Below are 26,590 nucleotides of genomic sequence, written 5' to 3' on the forward strand. Positions count from 1 at the left end.
TGCATGTATTAGGCACGCCGCCAGCGTTCGTCCTGAGCCAGGATCAAACTCTCCAATAAAGTGTTTGACTTGCTCATAAACTTGCTAGCGAGATCATTACTGATCTCATTTATCGCTTTAATTCACTCGTTGTTCAGTTTTCAAAGATCAATCATTTCCGAAAGTTCTCTATCGAAAACTCTCATTTCTTGTCGCCCGTTGTCTCAGCGGCGACTTTTATAATATATCACATCGCCGTTCTTTTAGTCAAGCACTTTTTTTGAAGTTTTTTGTCGCACTCTTCAGCGCTTCTTCAATTTTGTGCTCCGTTCGGAGCGGCGAGATTTAATTTATCATAGAATGCTTAGGGAAGTCAATAACTATATCACTGTTAATTTTATACAAACCAATAAAAGTACGCCTGGGATACCCAACAGCACTGCTGTAGCCATCGTTGTAGGATTAAGCGGAATATGAAGACCTGAGATGAGTCCACTATAGTTGACAGTATAAATCGCTACCGCCGCAATGATAATCTGGCCAGCAAATATACTAAGCCAGCGCCACGTTAGGCGATACTTCAATAAGGTGTATGCAAGAAGCAACAAAGAAACTCCGAGTAGGATTGCCAATATGACCTTCATCATCATCCCTCCCTAAGCGTTCAACATCAATACACTCAATTGAATACGTTTGGCCTTCTTGATCAGCATGTCATATCGCTTCTCTGTCGCTTCTAGCAAGTAAATCGCATAATCAATTTCATCGACTTCTGTCGCCTCTTGGAACAATGCATGAGCGTTCTCCCACTCACGTTTAGCGATACAGATCTCTCTGTACAATAGCATTTTCTCAGACACCGTCTGTTCCAATAACACTCTTGCATCCCGATTCCACCATTTCCACCAAGCCATACCAAGCCCCTCCTTGTCCATTTTACGAATAACAACCAGCACGATAATGGTGTCTACAGCACCTTTACCGTTTGCCGCTATCCCATTCATATCAACGGAAGGACAAACTTAGAACCTAAAAAAACAAAAAAAGCCCTATGAAATAGAGCTCAACATTTCAAATCATATGAATTAATTAATCTCTCTGCGCCCTTCAAGCGCTTTGGACAAGGTGACTTCATCTGCATATTCCAAATCCCCGCCCACCGGCAGACCGTGAGCAATACGCGTTACGCGGATACCGAATGGCTTAACCAATCTCGATAAGTACATCGCCGTGGCTTCCCCTTCGATATTCGGATTCGTCGCGAGGATCAACTCCTGCACGCGTTCATCACTTAATCGTCTTAATAGCTCCGCAACTCGGATTTCATCCGGGCCGATTCCTTCCATTGGCGATATGGCGCCATGGAGAACGTGATAGTACCCTTGAAATTCCTTCGTCCGTTCCATTGCAACGAGATCTCTCGATTCCTGGACTACACAAATCGCAGAGTTATCCCGGCTCTTATCCTGACAAATTCGACACGGGTCTACATCTGTTATGTTGCAGCATACCGAACAATAATGCAGATTGCGCTTCACATTAACCAGCGCCTTCGCAAAGTCGATCACATCATCTTCCTTCATTCGCAGCACGTGAAAAGCAAGTCTTGCTGCCGTCTTCGGTCCAATACCCGGCAAGTGGGTAAAAGCATCGATTAATTTAGCTATCGGTTCAGGATAATACACTGGCCGTGTCCCCTTCTAAACTCCTCAAAAACAGAAACAGCTGCATCATCCTTCAAGGAGAGCAGCGTTCCTGCGAGAATTATTATGATCGATTTATCTATTCACGAGATAATTAGAACAAGCCAGGAATTTTCATACCGCCTGTAAATTTACCCATATCATCATTCGCCATATCTTCCGCTTTCGTCAAAGCATCATTCACCGCTGTCATTACAAGATCTTGAAGCATTTCGATATCTTCTGGATCTACCACTTCCGGTTTGATCGCGATGGACAAAATTTTCTTATGACCATTCACTTCGACAGTAACTGCGCCGCCGCCAGAAGTACCTTGAATCATTTTGCCGCCCAATTCTTCTTGAGCCTTCAACATTTGTTCCTGCATTTTCTTCACTTGCTTCATCATTTGGTTCATATTGTTCATCGTTCTCAATCCCCTTTAGCTTATAGTGGTATTTCCATAATTATTTACTCTTCCTTAATCACAACAAGATCTTCACCAAACATCTCGATCGCCTGGTCTACCCATGGTTCTGAAGAATTCTTCTCAACTGCAGTCGGTGCACCTGCTCCATCTTCATGAACGAGCTGCAATTCACCTGCAGTCTCTGCTTGATCGGTGACAACCGAATTCCAGTCCTTAAGCATCATCGTAATCAGCTTATATGATGCACCAAGCACTTCCTTCATCACACGTTCAATGACTTCCCGGTTCGCCTGTCTTTCCGTCGTCTCCCGATGAATCGTATTCTTAAAACCTACGAGTACAGCATCTTCGGTTGCCGAGATAGGTTCTCCATCCATGAACCATGCATGAATCGTGACTTTCTCTTCCTTGACACGTTGCAGCACGCGACCCCATTGAGACCGAATCTGGACGAATGAAGTCGTGTCCTTCCCCGCAATGTAGAGATCCATCTTCGGTGGAATCTTAGCGACGATCGATGTCCGATTTGCCGCAGCTGCTCCACGTCCCGAGTTAGCTCGCCCTGAGGAAGAACCTTCTGTATTCGCCGGTGCGGACCCTGCGCCTGATTGCATCAGCTGCTCTACTCGTTTCTCTAGTGTCGCAACTTGCTGCTCTAGTTGTTTGATTAACGCTACATCCGCCGTACTCATGGACGTAACAGTCGAGGATTTCACACCACCCGCAGGTGCTCCATCATGCATTGTGCAGATTTTAAGCATTGCCACTTCGAATAACGTCTGCGGATTCGTGGCATATTTCATTTCCACTTGATATTGATTCAAGATCTCGATGGTTCGGAATAACTGTTCCGCTTCAAAAGCTTCCGCAGTTATTCGAATCCGCTCTGAGTCCATCAAGCGTTCGGTCATACCATCAGCATGAGGGACCATCTTGACCATCAATAAATCGCGGAAATAGTAAATGAGATTCTCTACACATTTGTCAGCGCTCTTCCCATCTTGCATAAACCCCTCAATCGCCGTCAAGATATACGAGATATCATGTCGTTGAATAGCTTCTGCCAGATCAGCAAATTGTTCCGAAGGAATACCACCTGTAATATCCATCACTTGTTTGTAGGTGATCTGTCCATCCGTAAAAGATGCGGCTTGGTCGAGCAAACTTAGCGCGTCTCGCATCCCACCATCAGATAGTCTTGCAATGTAGGATAGAGCATCTTCCTCTGCAGAGACTCCTTCACGCTCACATATCTTCTGCAAATGTTCGACTTGTTCCTGCAAAGATACACGACGGAAATCAAATCGTTGGCAACGTGAAAGAATCGTCGCCGGCAGTCGATGCGGCTCTGTCGTCGCAAGAATAAACATGACATGCGCTGGAGGTTCTTCAAGTGTCTTGAGCAACGCGTTAAACGCTTCTGTTGTTAGCATATGGACTTCGTCGATAATATAAACCTTGCACCTTACTTCGGTCGGGGCATACTTGACCTTCTCTCGCAGGTCTCGAATTTCATCCACCCCGCGATTCGATGCAGCATCGATCTCAACCACGTCCATGACAGAACCTGCCGTAATCCGGATACAGGCATCACAAGTATTACAAGGCTCCACACTGGGTCCATGTTCACAGTTTATCGCCTTCGCCAAAATTTTGGCCGTGCTCGTCTTGCCTGTTCCGCGAGGGCCACTGAACAAATAGGCATGGGAATACCGCTGTTCGCGCAGCGCGTTCTGAAGTGTCTGAATAATATGTTTCTGTCCCACCATGTCTTGGAACGACTGCGGTCGCCAAGCACGATATAACGCTATATGAGCCATCGCAGTTACCTCTTTCAACATGTCGCTGTACATAAGCTATATTACCACAACATTATGGATGTTTTCGAATACTTCGTCCTCAAGAAGAGGGTTGATCACATTATACTACATCAACTTCCGCAAAAAAATAGCCCTTCTACTTGGAAAGGGCACCTTTTCATACTAAGCTTCTAATTTTCTCATACTGTCTCACCATGATAAGGAATGGAGACCGTAAAAGTCGTTCCAAATCCTTTCGAGGATACACGAATTACGCCACCTATATCATGGATGATCCGTTGACAAATGGATAGCCCGAGCCCGGTGCCTTCTTGCTTCGTCGTAAAAAACGGATCAAAAATTTTGTCGATCATAAATACCGGAATACCTGGACCTGTATCATGAATCTCGATACAAATACGTTGTGCCGAATCCGTCCGAACGGAAATCGATAATATTCCGCCATCCACCATTGCTTCAATACCATTCTTACATATATTGAGAAACACTTGCTTCAATAGCTCACGGTCGGCAACAATCTTCGGAACCGGACCTGTATCATCGAATACGACAGCAACATCGTACAGAATCGCTTCATTACTTACGATTGGCAGCATTTCATTAATGATGGTATATACATCCACAATATCATACGATACATGCTTGGGTTTGCTAAGCAATAAGAATTCACTAACCAAATCATTGATTCGGTTCAATTCATTTAGCATGATCTCTGTGTAACCGTGCTCCTTCTCTAATCCCTTATCCTGCATCGTTTTCTTGAACATCTGCAGAAATCCCTTAATCGAAGTAAGCGGATTCCGAATCTCATGCGCCGTTCCCGCAGCAATCTGTCCGATCATCGCGAGGCGATCGCTCCGATTCACTTGCTCTTCCAAGGATCTAAGATTCGATACGTCTTTGAAAATAACATAGGCTCCAACAATGTCGCCTTCCTCATCCCTCAGCACGTTCGAGTCCATGAGCAGTTCATACCGGTCCTGGTTATTCATCCAAGACATCGCGTGATTGCGTACGATAACCCCGTCTAAGATGGCACGTTGAACCAGCTGATGTTCCAATGGCATACCATAAAAAATATCCTGCATCGGTCTATTCATGACATCTTCACTCTGAATCCCAAGAATTCGGCAAGCCATGTCACTAATTTCTACTAAATTGAAATTACGGTCCATAATGATGACACCCAGGTTCACATCACGTATAAATGCACCTGAGAACTGTTGCAATAGGCTTAATTCACGCATATTCCGTGTATGGCTCATGATAATCGAATACATTGGTTCTCCGTCCAAGTGGATGGATAAAATCGTCGTATCTGCCTTGATCACATCGCCATTCTTCGCTTCGGCATGGATCCTGAAATACGATTGATTCTTATGCATCTGTTCATGAAAGCGAGTCATAAGCTCCCCGAGTGAATAGGATTCAACAAAAAATGTCTGCACCGACTGACCCAACACATCTTCAAGGTCATAGCCCAGCACCTTGGCAAAAAGCGCATTACAGCACCTTACCACACCGCCCTGATCCACGAGAAGAGCTAACATATGAGGGAGTCTGTCCACGTAATACTTATAGGTTTCCCTAGTAAAGTCTAACCCCGGCGCAATGAACTCTGACATCATACATTCACCCCGATACCTCAACATGACATATTAACCCTATGTTTGTTATATTCGGTTCGAATCACACTTTTCCTTCTTTTGTCAAAAATAAGCATAAAAAAACACCATTCGTAACTTCCGTTACGCTGGTGTTCTATTCGTAAGGTTGTACCGTGCACCTGTCTCTGATCGTTGCGATCCGAGTGGCACCCTTACATAACAACTCGGGTCAGGCCACCCTCCGGCACATAGAACTTCCTACTTATGGCTGCTTCCTTCCGGACCTGACCAGGTTCATAGACATCCATTGCGGAGGACCCGACCGTCAACATCGCATGTAAAGACCAAACCTCACATCGACAAGACCTCGGACAGGAATTCAACCTCGCTATAGCGGATTGCGAGTTACAGGGCACCGCTGCCTCCCCATCTAGCACGGTAAAACCAAGTATAGCTTATATCTGTACAAAGCGCAACCTTTGCGAATATTTAACAAATGTTGACGCGTCAATGACGACAAAAAAACTCCCTGCACTCATGAAAGAGCCAGGGAGATTCTTGATAAGACAAATTAGATGCCGTATTTCTTTTTGAATTTATCGACACGACCACCAGCATCCACAAATTTCTGCTTGCCAGTGAAGTGCGGGTGACAGTTGGAACAAATCTCAACGCGAAGGTTTGGCTTCACGGATCCTGTTTCAAATACATTGCCGCATGCGCAAGTAACTGTGGTGATGTGATACGTCGGCTGAATCGCTTGTTTCATCGAATTCACCTCTTTCCGCCCTGGGCTCTTTGCGACCCCAGAGTATATTGACACAATAGATGCATTATAGCATGTTGTCACATGGACTGCAATACAAAAAGAACCGGCTTCATCGTCCTTATATTGGGGCTTAGTTCATGACCTGTTTGCGTCGATATTGCACAGGAGGAACATGCGTATAAGAGCCAATGACAACGTCCGGAAGCTCCGCTTGATAGATCTCAAGCATCTGCTTCATTCCGAGAATTTCACCTTGCGCCGGCGGAATTAATTCCAAATAACTCTCTGGGTCGATGTTCAAATTTCGCATCTGAATGAGACGCAAATTCGTACGACGAGCGAATTCGATCATCGCTTCGACTTCTTCTTCCCGATCCGTCACGCCTGGGAATATCAAATAGTTAATCGATGTATATACCCCTTGGTCCGAGGCGTACTTCAAGGATTTCTCGACATTCTTCAATGTATAGCCGCGCGGTTTGTAATAAGCATTATAATGATCATCAAGCGCACTAATCGTACTCACGCGCATGAGATCTAGACCCGCATCGACAATGGCACGAATATGGTCCGTTAATCCGGCATTCGTATTGATATTAATATAGCCCATCTGCGTCTTCTCTCTAACTTCCCGAATGGCTTCGACAATAATTTTGGCTTGTGTCGAAGGTTCACCTTCGCATCCTTGCCCAAAGCTAATGATGGATTCAGGCGTTGTGAGATGTGTCAGCATCACTTGCGATACTTCTTCTACGGTCGGTTTGAAGTTCATCCGTGTCTGCGGTGCTGGGAATCCACTGTCATCAGGCTGTTCAGAGATACAACCATAACATCCTGCATTACAGGAGAAGGATACAGGCACGCCACCTTCCCACCGATTCAAGAACGTATTCGAAGAGGTTAGGCACTCATAGCCTAACGCACAATTGGATAAATGCTGATACAACCGATTCTCAGGAAACTGCTTCGTTAAACGGTCAACCTGAATTTTCAGCTCATCGCGGTCACAGTTCATCGGGTTCCATTGCTCGGGATCATCCGACTTGTGCGCCGTAACGTAGAATGCACCATCTTTCCAGACGACCGCGGAGTAACCGAATAGCGGAAGCTTCTCGTCTTTGTTCGTCTTCACGTAGCTTGGAATACATAGGCGTGTAAATCCTTGTGGCAATAGCGCGCCCACGGCATTCACATTATCCTGCATTGCGACCATCTCACCCGTATCCGGATCAAGACCGATCGGACGTGTGAAAGGTAAGCTAACAAGCGTCGCACCATCTGGCAGCGGAATTAATTCATCCTCTAATATCTCAACGATCATATCCGCACTACGCGCCAATGCGTGTAATTCCGGGTGATCATATACATTGCCTTGCTCATCTGCGTACACCAAATACATCGTGCTGCACTCCTATCTCATTCAAACGAAATTACATCGATCTCCCACTACCACTACCTACCGAAGATGATGCAGTCGATGCGGTCCGTGCAGTTCGACGAGGTGCCGATGAACTGGACGAGCTGCTGCTCGAGGTTGCATTCAAATCCAAGGTAGCGAAGAATTCTTCATTGGTCTTCGTTTTACCGATTTTTCTCAAGAAATTATCTACAAATTCCATCGATTCGTTCATATTCTTACGGATGGCCCATACTTTGTCGAGCGCATCCTTCGTCATGAGCATTTCCTCACGGCGCGTGCCTGAACGGCGAATATCAATCGCAGGGAAAATACGTCTCTCCGCCAATTTACGATCTAGATGGAGCTCCATATTGCCTGTACTCTTAAATTCTTCATAAATGATATCATCCATACGTGAACCTGTCTCCACGAGTGCTGTAGCAATAATGGTCAAGCTTCCGCCTTCTTCCACATTTCGAGCAGATCCGAAGAAGCGCTTCGGCTTGTGGAACGCAGCCGGATCAATACCACCGCTGAGCGTACGGCCTGATGGCGGCACGACAAGGTTATACGCACGTGCAAGACGTGTGATGCTATCCATGAGAATGACGACATTCTTCTTATGCTCAACAAGTCGCAATGCGCGCTCTAATACAAGTTCCGACACTTTAATATGATTCTCAGGCAATTCATCGAATGTCGAAGCGACCACTTCACCTTTTACCGAACGCTGCATATCCGTAACTTCCTCTGGACGCTCATCAATCAATAGAACAAACAGTTCGATCTCGGGATAATTGGTAGAAATACTGTTGGCGATTTCTTTGAGGAGAAGAGTTTTACCTACTTTGGGAGGAGCTACGATCAAGCCACGTTGTCCAAGTCCTACAGGTGCCAAAATATCCATAATTCGAGTCGAGAGATGCGCTGGGGATGATTCAAGAACAACCTTCTCTTGCGGATAAAGTGGGGTTAACGCTGGGAAATGAAGCCTTTCTGCTGCCGTATCTGGACTCTCACCATTGACCGCATTGACTTGAAGAAGACCGAAATAACGTTCATTCTCCTTCGGAGGTCTACATTTACCGGAGACTAAATCGCCTGTCCTTAAGTCAAACTTGCGGATTTGCGAGGCAGAGATATATATGTCCTCCGCACTTGGCAAATAGTTAATCGGACGAAGGAAACCGAACCCTTCCGGCAAGATTTCCAATACGCCCTGCATAAACATCAGTCCGCTCTTCTCTGCCTGCGCTCTTAAAATTGCAAAAATAAGTTCTTTCTTCTTCATTTGCCCGTAATAAGGAATCTGGTACTGCTTCGCTAACTTATATAACTCCGTTAGCTTCATTTCTTCCAAATCAGAAATTTGAAGATCCATTCAATTAACCACCTATTCCATTAATAAGTCCGATATTAAAGTAGACAAGAAGAAACGACTTCGTCGTCCGTATAGGACGGCAAGCGTATCTTCGGAAATATAAGAACAATTTATCCGTGAAACTTATAAATTCTTATATTTCTAGCAAAAACAAAAATCTATCTTAGTAGTATTCCCGAGAAAATACCTGCTTATTCAGCAGGAACGAGTGTCTCACGCCATACCTCAGCGCCTAGATCACGAAGATTCTCTACGAGATTGTCATAACCCCGATCGATGTATTCCACGCCTGTAATCTCCGTAACACCTTCTTCTACGGTTAACGCAGCGATCACGAGGGATGCGCCGGCACGTAGATCGGTTGCTGTTACTTTGGCAGCATTCAACTTGCTTCCCTCAGTAATAGCTGAACGTCCCTCGACACGAATTTTCGCGCCCATACGAAGCAATTCCGGAACATTCTTAAATCGATTGCTATATACGTAATCGGTCAACATGCTAACGCCATTCGCCTGTGTAAGCAAGCTCATCATCGGAGACTGCAGATCAGTCGCAAGCCCCGGATACACGAGTGCCTTCACGTCAATATTGGTGTAATTTGGTCCGCCAATGACGCGAATGGACTCATCCATCTCCTCAATGCCAACACCCATCTCTTGCAGCTTGGCTGTGAGAGCTTCCATATGCTTCGGAATTACATTATCAATTAGCACATTGCCGCGTGTTGCTGCTGCTGCGATCATATATGTCCCTGCTTGAATGCGATCAGGAATAATCGAATGTCTGCATCCATGCATCGTTGCGACGCCTTCAATTCGAATCGTCTCCGTACCCGCACCTTTGATCTTCGCACCCATTGCATTGAGCAATGTCGCTACATCTATAATTTCAGGCTCTTTGGCCGCATTTTCAATCACGGTTGTACCTTTGGCCCGAGAAGCTGCCAGCATAATATTAATGGTTGCTCCTACACTCACCACGTCCAGATAAATCTTCGCGCCGCGCAGTTCTTTGGCATACACATGAATGGAGCCATAATCATTCGTCACGGTAGCGCCTAGCGCCTCAAAACCTTTAATATGCTGATCAATCGGACGCGGCTCAAAATTACATCCACCTGGCATGCCGATCGTTGCTTCACCAAACCGCCCTAACATCGCACCCATTAGATAATAGGAAGCGCGTAATTTCTTAACTGGACCATTCGGCATAGGGATAGATTTCAATTCCGATGGGTCAATAGCCATTTGATTGCCTGAAAGTCTAACCTCCGCACCAAGCCCTTCTAGAATTTCCGCATACGTTGCTACATCGCTGATCAGTGGCAAATTATCTAGAACAACTTCAGTCTCACCTAAAATTGCAGCAGGAATAAGCGCGACTGCACTATTCTTAGCCCCGCTAATTTGTACTGTACCGTGCAGCGGACGTCCGCCGCAAATCATTAACTTCTCCATAGAGTCAGAAATCCTCCTATGTATGTTCCAATTCATAGAAATGAGAGAAAAAAAGCTATAAACAAGAAGAAACGACTTCATCGTCCAAACAGGAGGATTAGCGTTTCTGCGAAATTTATAAGGAAGTGCACCGAAAAGCGATGTTTTTTCCACACGTATCTATTTCAGAGCATATTTCATAAATGGTTGTTATCACAATAATAATTGATATTCTATACCCGAGTATTATACCACAAACAGGAACGAAATAGTAAACATGCTTCCTCTCCAAATAAAAACAGGACCAAGAGGTCCTGTTAAGCATGTATTCCGTCACGAAGCTGCATATTTACTGCGATACGGATCTCATCAATATCGAACGGTTTGGTGAAATGCATCAGTGCTCCGAGATCTGTCGCCTCTTTAACCATGTCTAATTCACCATAAGCAGTCATCATGATCACTTTAAGAAACGGTTTGATCTGCTTAATATGTTTCAAGATTTCAAGGCCGTCCATCCCCGGAATCTTCATATCAAGTAATACCATATCCGGCTCTTCTTTGCTAACAATTTCTAGTGCGAGTTTCCCGTTCGCCGCCTGAAAGGTCTGATATCCTTCGCTACCGAATACCTCCATGAGCAATACGCGGATCCCATTCTGATCATCAACAATTAATACCTTCTTCTTCTCCAAACGATTCCCTCCCAAGAGCAACCAGGCGAATATATGGATCATGGATACAGTCCTCTGAACTTGATACCCGTAAATATATTCGCGGAATTTACTCGAATTCCTTCCTGCTCTTGGAAAAAACGTAAAAATATTAGCGTTGTACTTTTAGCGCTGCCTTCACGAACTCACGGAACAACGGCTGAGGACGGTTCGGACGCGAGATAAACTCCGGATGGAATTGTACGGCAAGGAACCATGGGTGTCCAGGCAATTCAACGATTTCAACCAGACGTCCATCCGGTGAAGTACCTGAAATAACAAGACCTGTACGCTCAATGATTTCACGGTATTCATTGTTGAACTCATACCGGTGACGGTGTCTCTCATAGACAAGCTCATCATTATAACACTGCTGTGCAAGTGTGTTATCTTGCAATTTACATGGGTATAATCCAAGACGCATTGTGCCGCCCATTTCTTCAATATCTTTCTGTTCTGGAAGCAAGTCAATGACCGGATAATCCGTAGTTGGATTGATCTCTGAGCTATTCGCTCCTTGCAATCCTGCCAAGTTACGAGCAACTTCAATGACAGCTACCTGCATACCGAGGCAAATACCGAAGAACGGAATTTGTTGTTCGCGTGCATAACGGATCGCTGAGATTTTACCCTCGATTCCACGATCGCCAAATCCGCCTGGTACCAAAATCCCTTGAACGCCGCTCAGGTATTCATCCACATTGCTCTCTGTCAATTCTTCTGCATTCACCCAACGGATTTTCACGTCGGAGTTCGCATCAAAACCAGCATGAGACAAGGATTCTACAATACTGAGGTACGCATCATGAAGTGCAACATATTTACCTACAATAGCAATTTCAACGTTATGCTGAAGCTGCTTCACACGCTCAACCAACTTCTCCCAATCGGTCATATCCGGAGGCGTTGTTGTTAATTTCAAATGATTCACAACGATATCGTCCAGACCTTCATTACGGAGGTTAAGAGGTACTTCATACAATGTCGAAGCATCTCGGCACTCTACAACTGCATTCGCATCGATATCGCAGAACAATGCAATTTTACGTTTCGTATCTTCGGAAAGTTCATACTCCGTACGGCATACGATCACGTTCGGTTGAATCCCGATACTGCGTAGTTCTTTGACGCTATGTTGTGTTGGCTTGGTTTTAATTTCACCAGCAGCCTTAATATATGGAATCAACGTACAATGGATATACATCACGTTATCGCGGCCAATGTCGCTCTTGATTTGACGAATCGCTTCAAGGAACGGCAAGCTCTCGATATCCCCTACTGTACCGCCGATTTCTGTAATAACCACGTCAGATCCAGCTTCACGTCCAGCACGGAATACGCGGTCCTTAATTTCATTCGTAATGTGTGGAATCACTTGAACCGTTCCGCCTAAGTATTCACCACGACGCTCTTTGGAAATAACGGAAGAGTACACTTTACCTGTCGTTACATTGCTGTTCTTCGACAAGTTAATATCGATAAAACGTTCATAGTGCCCAAGGTCAAGATCCGTCTCTGCGCCGTCATCGGTTACGAACACTTCACCATGTTGATAAGGGCTCATCGTCCCTGGGTCCACGTTGATGTACGGATCAAATTTCTGAATTGTTACTTTTAACCCTCTGTTCTTAAGCAATCTGCCAAGAGATGCTGCGGTAATCCCTTTTCCTAAAGAAGATACAACCCCGCCCGTCACGAAAATATATTTTGTCACAATCCATACCCTCCTAAACATTTAAAACAGAGCCTAAGCTCTGTCCGACACTGCTACAAAAAAAAAGAAAAATCCACTGCGAATCGTTAGTATTAGACTAACCTAATTCACCAAAAAACTTGATAAAAAAAACAAAAAAGTGACTCCCGTAGCCACGGGGCACTTTTCATTCAAAGGTATATAAATTGCAAAATAAATCTTAAGCCCGAAAAATAGTTTACTCTGTCCCAAGTCCCATGTCAAGTGACGTCACAGACTTTCTAAGATGTGGATCTCTTGTCCAAAATCCCCCGTACTAGGTCGTCAAATGCGGAGCAATTCGGATGGGTGACAAAAGAAGAGGCCCGCTGTAACGCGAGCCCGCCCTTCTAACGAGACAAAACAATTTTTACGGCTAGTCCGTTATTTATCTTCTTCTTCTTCGAAGTCGTCAAATTCATCTTCTTCTTCACTGTCTTCCTCGGACTCGTCTTCACCAACAAGTTCCTCGTCATCCATGACAGCTTCATCATCAACTTCGGCTTCTTCTTCTTCATCACCGTACATTTCATCTTGCTCTTCATCAATGTTGTCGAAGTCCTCTTCGTCCGCAGTGTATGAATCTTCTTCATCTGCAAACAATTCTTCGTCATCCATCATGTCATCGTCATCATCATTGATGATACGCGGACGTTTGGAATTCGTCACTGGATCTTCTGAACGCTCAACTGGGTACCAACGCTTCAAGCCCCATAAGTTCGTTCCTACGCATGCGAACCGACCGTCGATGTTAATCTCCGTATACAGTTGTGCGACTACATCTTTGATCTCGTCTTCCGATAGACCTCTTAATTTGGCAACTTCATTCATCAGATCCCGGTAATAAAATGGGTTGTTCGCAGCTTTTAAGATTTCAAAAGCAAGATCCACCATCGGAATCTCGTGCACTTTCTCAGGATCAATTTTTAATTGAAACGGGGTGCTCATTGAAGGACACTTCCTCTCTCACAATGTTCACAACATATAAACATTCTTCTATAACATATCCATATCAAACATAAGTAAAACCTATTTAGGGTAAAAATGCAAGCTTGGCGAGAAAAGCGAAAGATTAAAAGATATGGAAGAAGAGAAACCGAGGAGAAAGAGAGAAAGATCTCTTATGATGAACGAGGGCTGCTGGACTGGGGGTATCGGCTTTCGTCGCTGTTGTAATCAGAAAACCTAGATTGGATAGGAGGGGATGTTTTCTGATTACAAAGGCGAACGCTTCGCTCTCGATCCGATACCCCTCATTCCATTCGCTACGTTCATCAGAGGGAAGCGCCCCCTCGCCTTCGCTTGTGGGGGAGCGCAGGGAGATGCTCATGCACTCCTTATGCATGAGCACGGTGGGCTCTGGATGAACTGTCGCCATCCAGGTTCCGGGGGAGAAGCTTGCAAGAAGCGGTGCAATACAAGAAGGTCCTCCCTTTTAGATGGGGGGACCTTCTTGCGGTAAAGATATGTATTTGTTGGAGTTGTAGTACTGTCGAGTATGGATCGGCCAGATCCATCGCGCAGTTTTGTTTTTAGGGGTTAAGGTTGTAAAAGTTAAATCAAAGGTAAAAAAATGAGCTTTCAGCACCGAGAAGGTTGGGCGAAGGCGAAAAACAAGGAGCGGAGTGTAGGCGAAACCTACATGAGCACAGAAGTTTTGAGCGTGAGCACAAGATTCGACGTCGAATAAGCATCCTGTGAAGCATCGTGATCAAAGTTCAATTTTTTACTCTCCTCTAGTGAGGAATGCGAAGGGGGGGTGCCCTTCGCAGTGACTGTATCCGCCTGAAGAAAACCAGGTTTCTTCACAGGCCTTGTATCTCATAAAGAACCCTGTTAGGCTCTCCCTTCATACTATGTCCTCGGGACCGCTTTGACACGAAAGATGGCCTATTTCTTATAAAAAAGGCATGTTACCCAGTCCCTCTTTTCTAGCCAATCATACAATACTGCAACATGGTTAGTCAGGAGGGGACTCCAAATTGGACTACTCAACATTTCTACAATTGCTGCATGACGAAATTGCTCGGGGGGGCGGCTCCCAGAAGAAACAAATCATCCGCTTTGTCCATACCCGCGACTTCAGAAGATGCCTGACACTTCTCAAGAAAATGAAATCCTCTCTTGCCATGCTGAGCGCGGTTCAACCGTCAAGAATTATTCATGCGATGATCTGTCCAGCTATTTCAGAATCGAAGCTGAGTATGTTCAAAAACGACATCTTCATCGAAAAAGATGCGCGAGTCATGAAGGTCCACGCGACCGCACACAAAAGCGTGCAATGGGATCATGGAATCCCTTGGGGAGTCCAGCAGATCCGTGCCCCGCAGACATGGTCTACCTCAACGGGGCACCGCATCAGAATCGGTGTCATTGATACCGGCGTCGATTATCGGCACCCGGATCTTCGTCATTCTCTCATGCGCGGCATTAACCTGCTCAACCGCAACATGCTGCCGTACGATGATAATGGGCATGGTACCCATATTGCTGGGACGATCGCTGCCGCTAACCAATTGAAAGGGATCATTGGGGTGGCGCCTCGGGCATTAATTCATCCCGTAAAAGCCTTCGATCACAACGGCTCAGCCTATGTATCCGATATTATCCTCGGGATTGATTGGTGTGTTCGAAATCGCATGCATGTCATCAACATGAGCTTCGGCATGAAGTCCAGCAGTAAAGCGCTGCTGAATGCGGTCGTCAATGCCTATAATGCAGGCGTCGTCATCGTCGCCTCTTCTGGCAATGACTCCAAGCGCAAATCGGTCGATTACCCTGCCCGGTATCCGCAGACGATCGCCGTTGGCGCCACGAATCGACTGCACCGAGTCGCCAAATTCAGCAATCGCGGACCATATATTGATATTTATGCGCCTGGCGACAAGATCATCTCTTCGTGGCTTCGCGGCAATTACAACGAGATGAGCGGCACCTCGATGGCGACCTCGCATGTCAGCGGCGCGATTGCGCTCTTACTCGCGCAAAAGCCAGGCCTCTCGCCGAGCGAGATCAAGGCGCTGCTGCGCCGCTCGGCGACGACCATCCGCGGGCTCCGTTCGCCAAAACCCGCGCCCGGCGAAGTCGACGCGCTGCGCCTGCTACGCGAGGCGGAGCGCTAGACGCCAAGCAGCCCCACCGCATGCGAAAGCTCGCGGTGGGGCTGCTCGTGCTGCTACGCACACGCGGCCACAGGCCGTGCGCGTTAGCCGCGCCTTGAGCGCATGTGCCTACATGCGCTCTGGCGCAGATACGCCAACGAGGCGCAGCGCGTTGGCGATAACCGTGCGCACCGCGCCCAGCAATGCGAGGCGCACTTGCGTAACCGACGCGTCTTCAATGATGACGCGTTCAGCTTTGTAATAACTGTGGAACAGCGAAGCTAGTTCATACACGTAACGAATAATCCGGTGCGGCGCATAACCTTGCGCTGCCACCGCGATTTCTTCCGGAAGCTCGCCCATTTTACGCAGCAAATCATATTCATGCTCTGCAGTAAGCTTCGTGAGGTCTACTTCGGATAAAGGCAGAATGACAACACCTTGCTCTTCCGCTTGACGGAAAATGCTGCAAACACGTGCATAAGCGTATTGTACGTAGAATACCGGGTTCTCGTTCGAGGTCGAAATGGCGAGATCCATATCGAAATCAAGATGGGAGTCCATCGAACGCATCGTGAAGAAGTAACGGATCGCATCTACGCCGACTTCATCCATCAAATCTTCCATCGTAACAGCTTTACCTGTACGCTTAGACATCTTCACCTTCTCGCCGTTCTGGAACAAACTCACCATCTGAGCAATCAATACAGTCAGCTTCGCGGGATCGTTGCCGAGTGCTTCCATCGCTGCTTTAACACGCGGAATATAACCGTGGTGATCAGCACCCCAGATATTGATCATTTGATCGTAGCCACGCGCATACTTATTCCGGTGATACGCGATATCCGGTGTCAAATACGTATACGTGCCGTCGTTCTTCACCAAGACGCGGTCCTTATCATCGCCGTAAGGCGTTGTACGAAGCCATGTCGCGCCCTCTTCTTCGAACACTTGGCCTTTTTCTTTCAATTCATCCAGAGACTCAATTACAGCGCCCGTCTCATAGAGCGATGTCTCACTAAACCATTCGTCAAAGTGAACTTTGAAACGGCCTAGATCGCGTTTAATCTTATTCAATTCTTTCTCAAGTCCATAAGTGCGGAAAAATTTCGTACGCTCTTCATCCGTTAATGACAGCAAGCTGTCGCCTTTCTCCGCAACCAATTCCTTGGCAAATCCTTTAATGTCTTCGCCGTAGTAGCCGTCTTCAGGCATCTCAGCGTCAACACCAAGCTCCTGCTTGTAACGAACTTCAATCGATTTACAGAGATTTACCACTTGGTTCCCTGCATCATTAATATAGTACTCGCGCGTGACATTATAGCCAGCAAAATCAAGCACATTACATAATGCATCACCCACGGCTGCGCCGCGCGCATGACCTAGGTGCAAGCTGCCTGTTGGGTTCGCACTCACGAACTCGATTTGGACCTTCTTACCCGCTCCTGCGTTGACACGACCAAAGCCGTCACCTTTTGCCGCAACTTCAGCAATAACCGGATACAAATAACTTTTGTTCAGACGGAAGTTAATAAATCCTGGTCCTGCAATCTCAGCACTCTCGATAGATGCTGTGCTCTTATCCAGGTTCGCGATAATCGCTTCAGCGATTTGACGCGGGTTCTTCTTCGCAATTTTCGTTAATTGCATCGCTGCATTCGTCGCAAGATCCCCATGGGACTTGTCCTTCGGAACTTCGATCACGAAAGCTGGCAGCTCTTCTCTAGTCACAAGACCCGCTGCAATAACTGCTTCACCGACCGCATTCTTCACGGCATTATTTAATTGCTCCAATACACTTTCATTCTGACTCATGATCCAGATCCTCCTGTATCGTTAAACTCACTTTGAATTGTCCTGTACTCTCTTCATGCGCGAACAGCTCATAATCCCACTCCACCGTTCCTGCAACGTCCTGCATGTCGATCTGCAGCCGTGAGGTCCATTGCGATAATTGCAATTGAACGAATGGCGAGCGATAGAACCCAGGCAATCTGCATCCCATCTGAAAAGATTGCTCCGACTGCACGGCGCCATGACGAATCAGCTTAATCGTATCGCTACCAAGCTTCAGGGTTGTCATCGTCTTCGCAGCCTCTCCTGTAAGCGGCGTATCCGTCAAGTTCTCCTCGTAGCGAATATAGATATGGCTATCCTTATCAATCCGCTCACCTCGGAACTCTTGAATGGTCTGCCCTTGCTCTTGATCGCTCACGATGCGTATTCGCACCCGATGTTTCTTCGGCATTACCACGCTCTCCTGTCACCATTAATTCTATCTCACTACTATACCCAGTTCGTCCTATGAATTCAAACAGTTCCTTGCTTCACAGACAAAAAACCGCCGAAAGGCTCAGTGCCTACCAGCGGCTCAAATGATTCAATTCCATCCCAAACGCCGAGAGTGTCCTGCCGAATCCCCCGCTTGATACACCGATACCCGATTTCGTCCAGCCGTCTTCGCAGCATAGAGCGCCTGATCCGCTTCATCCATCACTTCATGCATATCATTCACGGTATGCACACGATCTCGATTGCAGCCAGCGAGTCCGAAGGACACGGTAATGAATGCACTCTGCTGCGTTAGCAGAGAGAAGAGATGACCAGCCACGGCTTCCCGGATTTGATTCGCGAGCTTTTCCGACTCCTCAATGCCGCTCGATAGAATCAGGCAGAATTCCTCGCCTCCCATACGCGCGAGAATATCTTTTTTGGGACAATACTCTGACAGCAGCTTCGAGAATTGCCTCAGCACCTCGTCACCTGCCGCATGACCATAAGTATCATTGATGGATTTGAAATAGTCGATATCTGCAATCATGACGGTGTAGTCTCGATTCGTATCCTGCATGCGCTTCACAAGTCGCGTGATTTTCAGATGCAGCGATCGTAAGTTGTCTAATTTGGTCAGAAAATCTTGCATCGCATTACGTTGAAAGTACACGTACATCTCTAGAGATTGAATCACATAATACATAATGAAGTACACCACAACGGCAACAACGAGCATCGATCCAATATACAGGATCAAATCTCCCAGATCCATGCCTTTCAAGATAAAGTATCCGGATTGCAAGAGAATAGTGGTCGTACTAATCAACGCCCATCTCCAATGACGCTCCAAATCCAGTCGCAATCCAATCCACGTGATTGCAAATGCGAGCAGATCAATGCAGCTGAGCTCCTCAGCCGTTTGAACGCTCGGATCCACAAGCCATCGCATCGCCGTGATACACGTTAGCGTAATGATCCCCGATACGACGCCTCCTCCATAGAGAGAGATAAAAATAAAGTACGTCCGAAGTCCAATCGTCAAGGCATCGATAAAATGAAAATCGTCGATATTCGTAATCGTAAGAACACTTAGGAGCACCGTGATACTGGCCAGAATCCCACCAATCAAACCAAATAACACACGATATCGTTTGGGTGAACGTGCGATATAAACCAGCGATAATTTTTTGAAGAACAGACTATATGTCAGAATAAATGCTGCGAGCAGCGAAATAAAATTAAGCACAATACTTGCTGAGTTCACAAGAATGAATTTCCTAACTGGATCAATATCCACGATTGGAAAATCGAATACGTACACTACACTTTTCACTCTCCTCTAAGATGTGATCCTAGTATACCGTATGGAGAATGATGGTGTAACAAAAGAAAGCCAGGAAATAGTTGTAAATTCACTATCCCTGGCTTATTCTTCTTTATTTCACGAAACCAAGCAGCATCTCACGGATAACTTTGGCTGCTACGATCTGTGTCTGTTCTGTTGGATCGTAAGCCGGTGCTACTTCCACCAAATCACAACCTACCACATTCACGTTCGAGCGCGCGATCGTATGAACCGCATCCAGCAACTCTTTGGATGTGATCCCGCCTGCTTCCGCTGTACCTGTTCCTGGCGCAGCTGAAGGATCAAGCACATCGATATCAATCGTTACGTATACCGGACGTCCTGCAAGCTCTGGCAGCACTTTTTTGAGCGGCTCAAGCACTTCGAACGGGTGGAAATTGATGTTCTCACGTGCATATTGGAACTCCTCACGGGAACCGGAACGAATACCAAATTGGTAGATATTCTTGCCGCCCATCAGACCTGCTGCTTTGCGAAGCGGCGTCGAGTGCGACAATGGCTCTCCTTCATACGATTCCCGAAGGTCAGCATGTGCATCAAAGTGAATGATCGCAAGATCCGGATACTTCTTGTAGACCTCTTGAAAAATCGGCCAAGAAACTAAGTGCTCTCCGCCTAAGCCGATCGGGAATTTATCATCAGCCAGCAGCTTGCCAACAAATTCGCCGATAATATCTAAGCTACGCGCTGCATTGCCGAAAGGTAAGAGCAGGTCGCCAGCATCAAAATACGTCATATCTGTAATGCTCTTATCGAGATAAGGGCTATATTCTTCTAATCCAATCGATACTTCACGAATACGAGGCGGGCCAAAGCGCGAACCAGGACGGAAACTTACTGTGAAGTCCATTGGCATGCCATAGATGACCGCCTTGGAGTTCTCATAATCGTCCGAGCTGCAAATAAAGACATTACCGGAGTAAGCTTGATCTAAACGCATCGTTCTTGTCTCCTCCTTATTTGCACAGGTCTTCTACAAATTTCGGCAATGCAAATGCCGCTTTGTGTAAGCGAGGGCTGTAGTATTTCGTGTCGATTTCTGGAATTTGTGTCTCGTCCACTTCAAGCGGATCGTATTTCTTACTGCCCATTGTAAACGTCCAAAGACCGCTTGGGTATGTTGGAACGTTCGCAGCAAATACGCGAACAATTGGGAAAATTTCTTTGACATCTTTGTTGACCTTCTGGATCAAATCAGCCTTGAACCAAGGGTTGTCCGTCTGTGCAACGAAGATTCCGTCTTCTCTAAGCGCTTCGAAGATCCCTTGATAGAACCCACGCTCGAACAATGGTGCTGCAGGGCCAACAGGCTCCGTGGAGTCAACCATTACTACATCATATCTATCCTTCGCTTCATGGATATGCATGAAACCGTCGCCTACGATAACTTCTACGCGAGGATTGTCCAGTTCTCCGGCGATCTCCGGCAAATATTTCTTCGAGTACTCAATTACTTTACCGTCGATCTCAACCAAAACAGCTTTCTCCACTTGCGGGTGCTTCAATACTTCACGAATAACGCCACCATCTCCGCCGCCAACAACTAGCACATGCTTCGGATTCGGGTGCGTGTACAACGCCGGATGAGCGACCATCTCATGATAGACAAACTCGTCTTTAATCGTTGTCATGACCATGCCGTCCAAGACAAGCATACGTCCGAATTCTTCCGTATCGATCATCGCGAGGTCTTGAAAATCCGTTTTTTCTGTTACAAACGTTTCTTTCACTTTAGCTGTAATCCCGAAGGATTCCGTTTGTTTCTCCGTGTACCACAATTCCATCGTAGTTAGCCTTCTTTCTTCTCGTAGATTAATCGTTTAGGGACGATTACGTATCACGCTCTTTCCCATGTTTTTTTGAAATATAAGAAATTGGTCTTATATTTCTCGAAGAAACGCTGATCATCCGCTTAAGATGTCGAGGTCACTTCTTCTAGGACAAGATGTATTATAATAAAACTTTCCAAAAAAGCAACAGTATAAGTTGTCAGAATCTAAAATTTAATATTTCGGACACGAATGAATATGACTTTCTAACTTTTTCCATACTAAGGGATAGGTGGAATTCACCCAGATTGGAACAAGAAAGGATGGAAGGGATGTCGCGTCATCAGGCGAGAAAATCAGAGTCCCATGCGGCCCATGCCAAATCAAAACCTTCGCGAAGGGTGCGTCTATTGAAGCGTCTCGGAGCGGCAGCGTTATTCCTGTTCCTACTCCTCCTCATCGGTACAGGTGGCTTACTTATCTATCTGCGCGCCGATTCCCTGCCTGTCTCCTCGATGGGAATAGCCTCCAAGTTCGTGGATCGCGAAGGGCAAATCATTGGTTATTTTCAACCGCAATCCGGTATTTCGAGACGTCCTGTAGGACTCACTAATATTGCACCTGACCTGATCCATGCCACGTTATCTGTCGAAGATCGTCACTTCTACAATCATATTGGATTCGACATCAAAGGGATGGCTCGTGCAGCGCTTGTCAATATAGAGCATTTGGAGACGAAACAAGGCGCTAGCACGCTAACCCAGCAATTAGCTCGCAATCTGTACTTGAGTCATGAACGCACATGGACACGCAAAGCGAAGGAAGCCATGTATACCATTCAGCTGGAAATGAACTTAAGTAAAAATGAGATCTTGAACCAATATTTGAACAATATCTATTATGGACACGGCGCCTACGGGATTGAACCCGCCGCAGAACTATACTACGATAAGCCGGCCAAATCACTGACGCTCGCGGAGAGCGCGATGCTCGCGGGTATACCGAAGGGACCTAAGTATTATTCCCCATTTCGCGATATGAAAAATGCCAAAGATCGGCAGCGAACAGTCCTCCTCGCGATGGTCGAATGTGGATACATTACGAAGCAGCAAGCGGACACTGCTTATCATGAAATCTTGAAATTCAAGCCGCTCGAGACGCCGCAAGAAGGAGAGATCGCTCCTTACTTCCGAGACTATATTCGCAATGTTGTGACGGATAGGCTCGGGTTCGACGAGTCTCTGCTAGCCGAAGGCGGCATTACCGTCTATACGACACTCGATTTGCAAGCGCAGCAGGCAGCTGAACAAGCCATCGCGAAACAAATCCCCGAAGGTTCGGATTTACAAGCAGCGCTCGTCTCCATTGATCCGCGCAGCGGCTATGTCAAAGCGATGGTCGGCGGGACACACTATAAAACCAATCAGTTTAACCGTGTATTCGCGAAGACGAGACAGCCCGGATCTGCCTTCAAGCCCATTATGTATCTAGCTGCGCTTGAGAGTAACCAAATGACCAGCATGTCCCGGTTCAAGAGCGAACCGACCTTGTTCCATTATGATGAAAACCGGAAAACGTACGAGCCCAGTAACTATGGAGGCAAATATTTCGGTGAGATTGATATGCGCCGAGCTATTGCCGTTTCAGATAATATCTATGCCGTGAATACGATTATGAAGATTGATCCGCTCAATGTGGTCGAAATGGCCCGGAAGATGGGCATTGACAGCCTACTAAAGCCCCTACCGTCACTTGCACTAGGCACATTCCCGATCAGTCCATTCGAGATGGCCTCCGCCTATGCTGTCATTAGCAATCAAGGCGAGCGGGTTGAGCCCATTGCCGTCTTACGGATTGCCGATGCCAAAGGGAACTCAATCTATGAAGCCCCGACCCCGCAGCATACGCAGGTGACGGATGCCGCGCATACCTATGTCTTAACTAACCTGCTCGAGAGCGTCTTCGATACCGGCGGAACCGGCAACCGGGTCTCATCGCTCATGAAGCGTCCTGTCGCCGGTAAGACAGGAACGACCGATAACGACGCTTGGCTGGTCGGCTATACACCGGAGCTCTCGACCGCTGTCTGGGTCGGTTATGATCGAGGGAAAATGATCCATGCCGTTGATGCCCACAAGGCAGCCCCTATCTTCGCGCAATTCACCGAAGAAGCGCTGCGCAATGTGCCGCCGAAGATATTTCCGATTCCCGAAGGCGTCGTCAATGTCTATATTGATCCGCAGACAGGTCAGCTCGCGACAACCGCATGTCCGGACAAGCGGCTCGAAGCCTTCGTCGTCGGTACCGAGCCAACCGAATCCTGCAGCGTACACCACGGAGAAGAGACCAAACAAGAAGGAACAGAATCTTCGCCGCAGCACCGCTCCTGGTGGCAAGATGTCAAACGTTGGTGGACGGGTTAACAAAGCGGGGACTCGGCTTCGAAGTGATTCAGACACTTTGCGGGGCCCCGAAAAAAAAGAGACAGCCATCCATCTCGGATCGCTGTCTCTTCTTCTATAATATAGCCCTATACTAATGCTTCCTTCACGCTATCGCTGGTACGCTCCCACCATTCTGGATTGTGCTGCATCAGAAGCTCACGAAGAAGCTTCTTCTCTTCTGCATCCAATCCTTCCAGCATCACACGGCGTTTCAACGCATAATCCAGCTTGTTCACATGCTCCGCAAGAATTTTCCATCCGCGCTTGATCTCCGGATCAACAGCCATTTCACAAGCCGTCATACCGCCGTAGAACGGACCTTCTTCATTACGGTCAACCGCAACCCAGACAATCCAGCATTTCCGGCCATTCGGCACATCTTCCCGATTCGTGAGGAACTTAATCCCGCGTTCTACCTTACTCTTCGCGTGCATCGCACCAATATCAATATAAGCTTCTCCTTGATCGATAATGACCGGGGAGACGTTATTCAAATCGATTGAACCTGCGCCAAATCCCTTATGTTCCTTCTTGCTAACAACATTCAGGGCTAGCTGTTTCTTCGGTTTTTGCTCTTCAGAACTCATCCGCATTATACCTCCAAGTGATTTAATTTTATTTTAGCTAATATTATTGAAATTGCAAACATATACATGCTGTACATGCTTGTCAACGGGAGGTAAACGTGTATGACCCCAAGTCAAACGAAACGTATTCTAACGATCTCGCTCATCGTTTGTCTGCTCGGCTATGCGATCTGGTTCAGCAGAAACCAGGCAGATCATCTGACCGCCATGTCGAAGCTTCCAGAACAGCGCACGGCCGCAAGCGAACCGGCAGAGCCGAAGCAGACCATCGAGGAGCCTACCTCGAAAGTGTATAGCAAACGCATTGTTGAATATCACATGAATGTGAAGCTTGAAGATTCTCCGATCGGCAAAACGCTGCAAGGCAGCCAATCCGTCACGTGGACCAACCCCGGCAAAAACATCGTGAATGAGCTGTATTTCCACCTCTACCCGAATGCATTTGCGTCCAAGCAGTCCACCTTTATCCAAGAATCTGGAGGCAAATTACGCGGAGATGTTATGAAGGAAGGCAGCTACGGGTCCATGGAAATCACCGACATGCAGACCGAAGAAGGTATGTCGCTCATGAAACGAATGCAATATGTGCAGCCCGATGACAACAATCCGAATGATCGCACCTTAATGAAGGTTCGGCTCTCTCAACCGGTCAAGCCCGGCCAGTCCATCACGCTCAATATGAAGTTCAATGTAAAAATGCCGGGCGTCTTCGCACGTATGGGTGTCGCAGGCAACTTCGTCATGGCGGGACAATGGTTCCCGAAGCTCGCTGTCTACGAACCCGCAGGCATGCGAGGACGGACCACTGAAGGATGGAATATCCATCAATATCACGGGAACTCCGAATTCTATTCTGATTTCGGAACTTACAACGTTCGCATCCAGGTCCCTGAAGCGTATAAAGTTGCCGCCTCAGGCTTCCCAACCAAAAGCGCAGCCCAACAAGACGGCTACAAAACTTATCAATATTATGCTGAGGATGTGCACGACTTCGCATGGGCCGCATCACCGGATTTCATCTATGCGGAGCAGCCATTCTCTGCGCCGAACGTTCCTGGCGTACGAATCAAGCTATACCTTGATCCAGCGCATAAGGATCTGCAAGAGCGGTACTTCCATGCTGCCAAGGTGGCGCTCGCCCGTTACAGTGAATGGTACGGAGAATATCCGTATTCTACGCTATCGATCGTCGTACCACCCAAAGAAGGGAACGGCGCGGGCGGGATGGAGTACCCAACCCTCATTACGGCTTTTGGCGCGATGGATGACAACCCCGGATATGATCTAGAGCGTACCGTTGTGCATGAAATCGGACATCAATATTTCTACGGCATGCTCGCGAGCAATGAATTTGAAGAAGCTTGGCTGGATGAAGGATTCACCTCCTATGCAGAGGACCGCGTCATGGAGACGGAATACGGGATCGTCGCGAATTTGCCGATTGAATCGAGCTACATGACTGACCCAGCTCCTCTGTCTCTCTTTGCATGGAAGTACAAAGACTCCAATCAGTACGCCGAAAATGTGTACACACGTGGCAAGCTGGTGCTTATCGCCCTAGAGAAGCAAGTGGGAGCCAAGACGATGGCCAAAATTATGAAGACATATACGAAGAAATGGGCATTCCGTCATCCAACCACCTCAGATTTCCAGCATGTCGTCGAACAAGTCACGAAGAAGGATTGGACCGATTTCTTCAATCAATATGTCTATAAAGGGTTCATGACGGACTATGCTGTAGAGAGTATTACCGCTAAGAAGGTAGATAATAACGGAACATCCGCGTATGAATCCAAAGTCATTCTTCGTAAAAAAGGCGGTGATTATCCGCAGGTTCCTGTCGTATTCATGTTCAAAGACGGCACTTCCGTCAAGCGAACTTGGGACGGCGCATCAGCAACGATTCAATATACACTCACCCATAAGACACCGCTGGACTGGGTCATGATTGACCCGCAAGACACCATGGTGCTCGAGAATAAACGCATCAATAACTATATGAAGGCCCAAATTGATGAGGCCGTCAAAACACGAATCAATTTCAGCACAGCGAAACTGATCGAGAGTATCTTGAACGCACTCGGATGGTGAGGTGAACCCG

General features: G+C 46.9%; 22 protein-coding genes, 1 rRNA gene and 1 other RNA gene. 3 read left to right on the top strand and 21 right to left on the bottom strand.

Annotation, left to right across the window (positions count from 1 at the left end; genetic code table 11):
* The 15 genes from AC3WU2_RS27730 to rpoE all read right to left on the bottom strand — a co-directional run.
* Positions 1–59, bottom strand: a 16S ribosomal RNA gene (locus AC3WU2_RS27730); the annotation flags it as partial.
* A gap of 300 nt (positions 60–359) precedes the next feature.
* A complete protein-coding gene (locus AC3WU2_RS27735; protein ID WP_492458158.1) occupies positions 360–629 on the bottom strand; it encodes a pro-sigmaK processing inhibitor BofA family protein in 270 nt (89 codons plus the stop codon).
* Between the two features lie 6 nt (positions 630–635).
* Positions 636–893, bottom strand: a complete 258-nt coding sequence (locus AC3WU2_RS27740; RefSeq protein ID WP_492458159.1) for a DUF2508 family protein — start codon at positions 891–893, stop codon at positions 636–638.
* A 171-nt stretch (positions 894–1,064) separates the two neighbouring features.
* Positions 1,065–1,664, bottom strand: coding sequence for a recombination mediator RecR (recR, locus tag AC3WU2_RS27745; RefSeq protein ID WP_018759372.1), 600 nt, complete (start codon positions 1,662–1,664; stop codon positions 1,065–1,067).
* A 112-nt stretch (positions 1,665–1,776) separates the two neighbouring features.
* A complete protein-coding gene (locus tag AC3WU2_RS27750; protein ID WP_492458160.1) occupies positions 1,777–2,088 on the bottom strand; it encodes a YbaB/EbfC family nucleoid-associated protein in 312 nt (103 codons plus the stop codon).
* A 44-nt stretch (positions 2,089–2,132) separates the two neighbouring features.
* Positions 2,133–3,911, bottom strand: coding sequence for a DNA polymerase III subunit gamma/tau (gene dnaX, locus AC3WU2_RS27755; protein ID WP_492458161.1), 1,779 nt, complete (start codon positions 3,909–3,911; stop codon positions 2,133–2,135).
* 179 nt (positions 3,912–4,090) lie between these two features.
* Entirely contained in the window at positions 4,091–5,539 is a 1,449-nt protein-coding gene (locus AC3WU2_RS27760; RefSeq protein WP_492458162.1) for an ATP-binding protein, read from the bottom strand.
* A gap of 150 nt (positions 5,540–5,689) precedes the next feature.
* Positions 5,690–5,957: signal recognition particle sRNA large type (gene ffs / locus AC3WU2_RS27765), an RNA gene on the bottom strand.
* A 132-nt stretch (positions 5,958–6,089) separates the two neighbouring features.
* Entirely contained in the window at positions 6,090–6,287 is a 198-nt protein-coding gene (gene rpmE / locus AC3WU2_RS27770) for a 50S ribosomal protein L31 (protein WP_018759368.1), read from the bottom strand.
* Positions 6,288–6,417: 130 nt separating this feature from the next.
* Entirely contained in the window at positions 6,418–7,686 is a 1,269-nt protein-coding gene (locus tag AC3WU2_RS27775) for a radical SAM family protein (protein WP_379351544.1), read from the bottom strand.
* A gap of 31 nt (positions 7,687–7,717) precedes the next feature.
* Complete coding sequence (gene rho, locus AC3WU2_RS27780) at positions 7,718–9,067, bottom strand: transcription termination factor Rho (RefSeq protein ID WP_379351543.1); 1,350 nt, start codon at positions 9,065–9,067, stop codon at positions 7,718–7,720.
* 191 nt (positions 9,068–9,258) lie between these two features.
* Positions 9,259–10,524, bottom strand: coding sequence for a UDP-N-acetylglucosamine 1-carboxyvinyltransferase (gene murA, locus AC3WU2_RS27785; RefSeq protein ID WP_379351542.1), 1,266 nt, complete (start codon positions 10,522–10,524; stop codon positions 9,259–9,261).
* 296 nt (positions 10,525–10,820) lie between these two features.
* On the bottom strand, positions 10,821–11,198 hold the full coding sequence (locus AC3WU2_RS27790; RefSeq protein ID WP_026264159.1) for a response regulator: 378 nt from the start codon (positions 11,196–11,198) through the stop codon (positions 10,821–10,823).
* 130 nt (positions 11,199–11,328) lie between these two features.
* Entirely contained in the window at positions 11,329–12,930 is a 1,602-nt protein-coding gene (pyrG, locus tag AC3WU2_RS27795; RefSeq protein ID WP_492458163.1) for a CTP synthase, read from the bottom strand.
* A 402-nt stretch (positions 12,931–13,332) separates the two neighbouring features.
* Positions 13,333–13,896, bottom strand: coding sequence for a DNA-directed RNA polymerase subunit delta (rpoE, locus tag AC3WU2_RS27800; RefSeq protein WP_379351540.1), 564 nt, complete (start codon positions 13,894–13,896; stop codon positions 13,333–13,335).
* A gap of 1,034 nt (positions 13,897–14,930) precedes the next feature.
* On the opposite strand from rpoE, the gene AC3WU2_RS27805 reads away from it, so the two are divergent.
* Complete coding sequence (locus AC3WU2_RS27805) at positions 14,931–16,070, top strand: S8 family peptidase (protein ID WP_492458164.1); 1,140 nt, start codon at positions 14,931–14,933, stop codon at positions 16,068–16,070.
* A gap of 108 nt (positions 16,071–16,178) precedes the next feature.
* Here the strand turns inward: AC3WU2_RS27805 and argS are convergent, their stop codons facing one another.
* The 5 genes from argS to speE form a co-directional block, all read right to left on the bottom strand.
* Entirely contained in the window at positions 16,179–17,864 is a 1,686-nt protein-coding gene (argS, locus tag AC3WU2_RS27810) for an arginine--tRNA ligase (protein WP_492458165.1), read from the bottom strand.
* Positions 17,851–18,297 (bottom strand): YwiB family protein, encoded by a 447-nt coding sequence (locus tag AC3WU2_RS27815; protein ID WP_492458166.1) that lies wholly within the window; start codon positions 18,295–18,297, stop codon positions 17,851–17,853. Before AC3WU2_RS27815 ends, argS begins: the two co-directional genes overlap by 14 nt.
* Positions 18,298–18,429: 132 nt before the next feature.
* Positions 18,430–19,656 carry a GGDEF domain-containing protein gene (locus AC3WU2_RS27820; RefSeq protein ID WP_492458167.1) on the bottom strand — a complete coding sequence of 409 codons (1,227 nt, stop codon included), beginning with the start codon at positions 19,654–19,656 and terminating at the stop codon, positions 18,430–18,432.
* Positions 19,657–19,759: 103 nt separating this feature from the next.
* Positions 19,760–20,629 (bottom strand): agmatinase, encoded by an 870-nt coding sequence (gene speB / locus AC3WU2_RS27825; protein ID WP_492458168.1) that lies wholly within the window; start codon positions 20,627–20,629, stop codon positions 19,760–19,762.
* A gap of 16 nt (positions 20,630–20,645) precedes the next feature.
* Positions 20,646–21,473 carry a polyamine aminopropyltransferase gene (speE, locus tag AC3WU2_RS27830; protein WP_492458169.1) on the bottom strand — a complete coding sequence of 276 codons (828 nt, stop codon included), beginning with the start codon at positions 21,471–21,473 and terminating at the stop codon, positions 20,646–20,648.
* Positions 21,474–21,790: 317 nt separating this feature from the next.
* Between speE and AC3WU2_RS27835 the strand changes: the two genes are divergently transcribed.
* Complete coding sequence (locus AC3WU2_RS27835; protein ID WP_492458208.1) at positions 21,791–23,881, top strand: transglycosylase domain-containing protein; 2,091 nt, start codon at positions 21,791–21,793, stop codon at positions 23,879–23,881.
* A 107-nt stretch (positions 23,882–23,988) separates the two neighbouring features.
* On the opposite strand, the gene AC3WU2_RS27840 is transcribed toward AC3WU2_RS27835, so the two are convergent.
* Positions 23,989–24,489, bottom strand: coding sequence for a YwhD family protein (locus AC3WU2_RS27840; protein ID WP_492458170.1), 501 nt, complete (start codon positions 24,487–24,489; stop codon positions 23,989–23,991).
* A gap of 102 nt (positions 24,490–24,591) precedes the next feature.
* Between AC3WU2_RS27840 and AC3WU2_RS27845 the strand changes: the two genes are divergently transcribed.
* A complete protein-coding gene (locus AC3WU2_RS27845; RefSeq protein ID WP_492458171.1) occupies positions 24,592–26,580 on the top strand; it encodes a M1 family metallopeptidase in 1,989 nt (662 codons plus the stop codon).
* Positions 26,581–26,590: the final 10 nt, after the last annotated feature.

The organism is Paenibacillus sp. EB106-05-06-XG162, from assembly GCF_058791655.1.

Excerpts from the sequence above, each read along its gene's own strand:
- rho (WP_379351543.1), bottom strand. The coding sequence starts at position 9,067 with ATGGATCTTCAAATTTCTGATTTGGAAGAAATGAAGCTAACGGAGTTA.
- argS (WP_492458165.1), bottom strand. The coding sequence starts at position 17,864 with ATGAGTCAGAATGAAAGTGTATTGGAGCAATTAAATAATGCCGTGAAG.
- AC3WU2_RS27735 (WP_492458158.1), bottom strand. The coding sequence starts at position 629 with ATGATGATGAAGGTCATATTGGCAATCCTACTCGGAGTTTCTTTGTTG.
- dnaX (WP_492458161.1), bottom strand. The coding sequence starts at position 3,911 with ATGGCTCATATAGCGTTATATCGTGCTTGGCGACCGCAGTCGTTCCAA.
- murA (WP_379351542.1), bottom strand. The coding sequence starts at position 10,524 with ATGGAGAAGTTAATGATTTGCGGCGGACGTCCGCTGCACGGTACAGTA.
- AC3WU2_RS27835 (WP_492458208.1), top strand. The coding sequence starts at position 21,791 with ATGTCGCGTCATCAGGCGAGAAAATCAGAGTCCCATGCGGCCCATGCC.
- AC3WU2_RS27840 (WP_492458170.1), bottom strand. The coding sequence starts at position 24,489 with ATGAGTTCTGAAGAGCAAAAACCGAAGAAACAGCTAGCCCTGAATGTT.
- speB (WP_492458168.1), bottom strand. The coding sequence starts at position 20,629 with ATGCGTTTAGATCAAGCTTACTCCGGTAATGTCTTTATTTGCAGCTCG.
- AC3WU2_RS27815 (WP_492458166.1), bottom strand. The coding sequence starts at position 18,297 with ATGCCGAAGAAACATCGGGTGCGAATACGCATCGTGAGCGATCAAGAG.
- rpmE (WP_018759368.1), bottom strand. The coding sequence starts at position 6,287 with ATGAAACAAGCGATTCAGCCGACGTATCACATCACCACAGTTACTTGC.
- AC3WU2_RS27845 (WP_492458171.1), top strand. The coding sequence starts at position 24,592 with ATGACCCCAAGTCAAACGAAACGTATTCTAACGATCTCGCTCATCGTT.
- AC3WU2_RS27775 (WP_379351544.1), bottom strand. The coding sequence starts at position 7,686 with ATGTATTTGGTGTACGCAGATGAGCAAGGCAATGTATATGATCACCCG.
- AC3WU2_RS27760 (WP_492458162.1), bottom strand. The coding sequence starts at position 5,539 with ATGATGTCAGAGTTCATTGCGCCGGGGTTAGACTTTACTAGGGAAACC.
- rpoE (WP_379351540.1), bottom strand. The coding sequence starts at position 13,896 with ATGAGCACCCCGTTTCAATTAAAAATTGATCCTGAGAAAGTGCACGAG.
- AC3WU2_RS27740 (WP_492458159.1), bottom strand. The coding sequence starts at position 893 with ATGGCTTGGTGGAAATGGTGGAATCGGGATGCAAGAGTGTTATTGGAA.
- speE (WP_492458169.1), bottom strand. The coding sequence starts at position 21,473 with ATGGAATTGTGGTACACGGAGAAACAAACGGAATCCTTCGGGATTACA.
- AC3WU2_RS27750 (WP_492458160.1), bottom strand. The coding sequence starts at position 2,088 with ATGAACAATATGAACCAAATGATGAAGCAAGTGAAGAAAATGCAGGAA.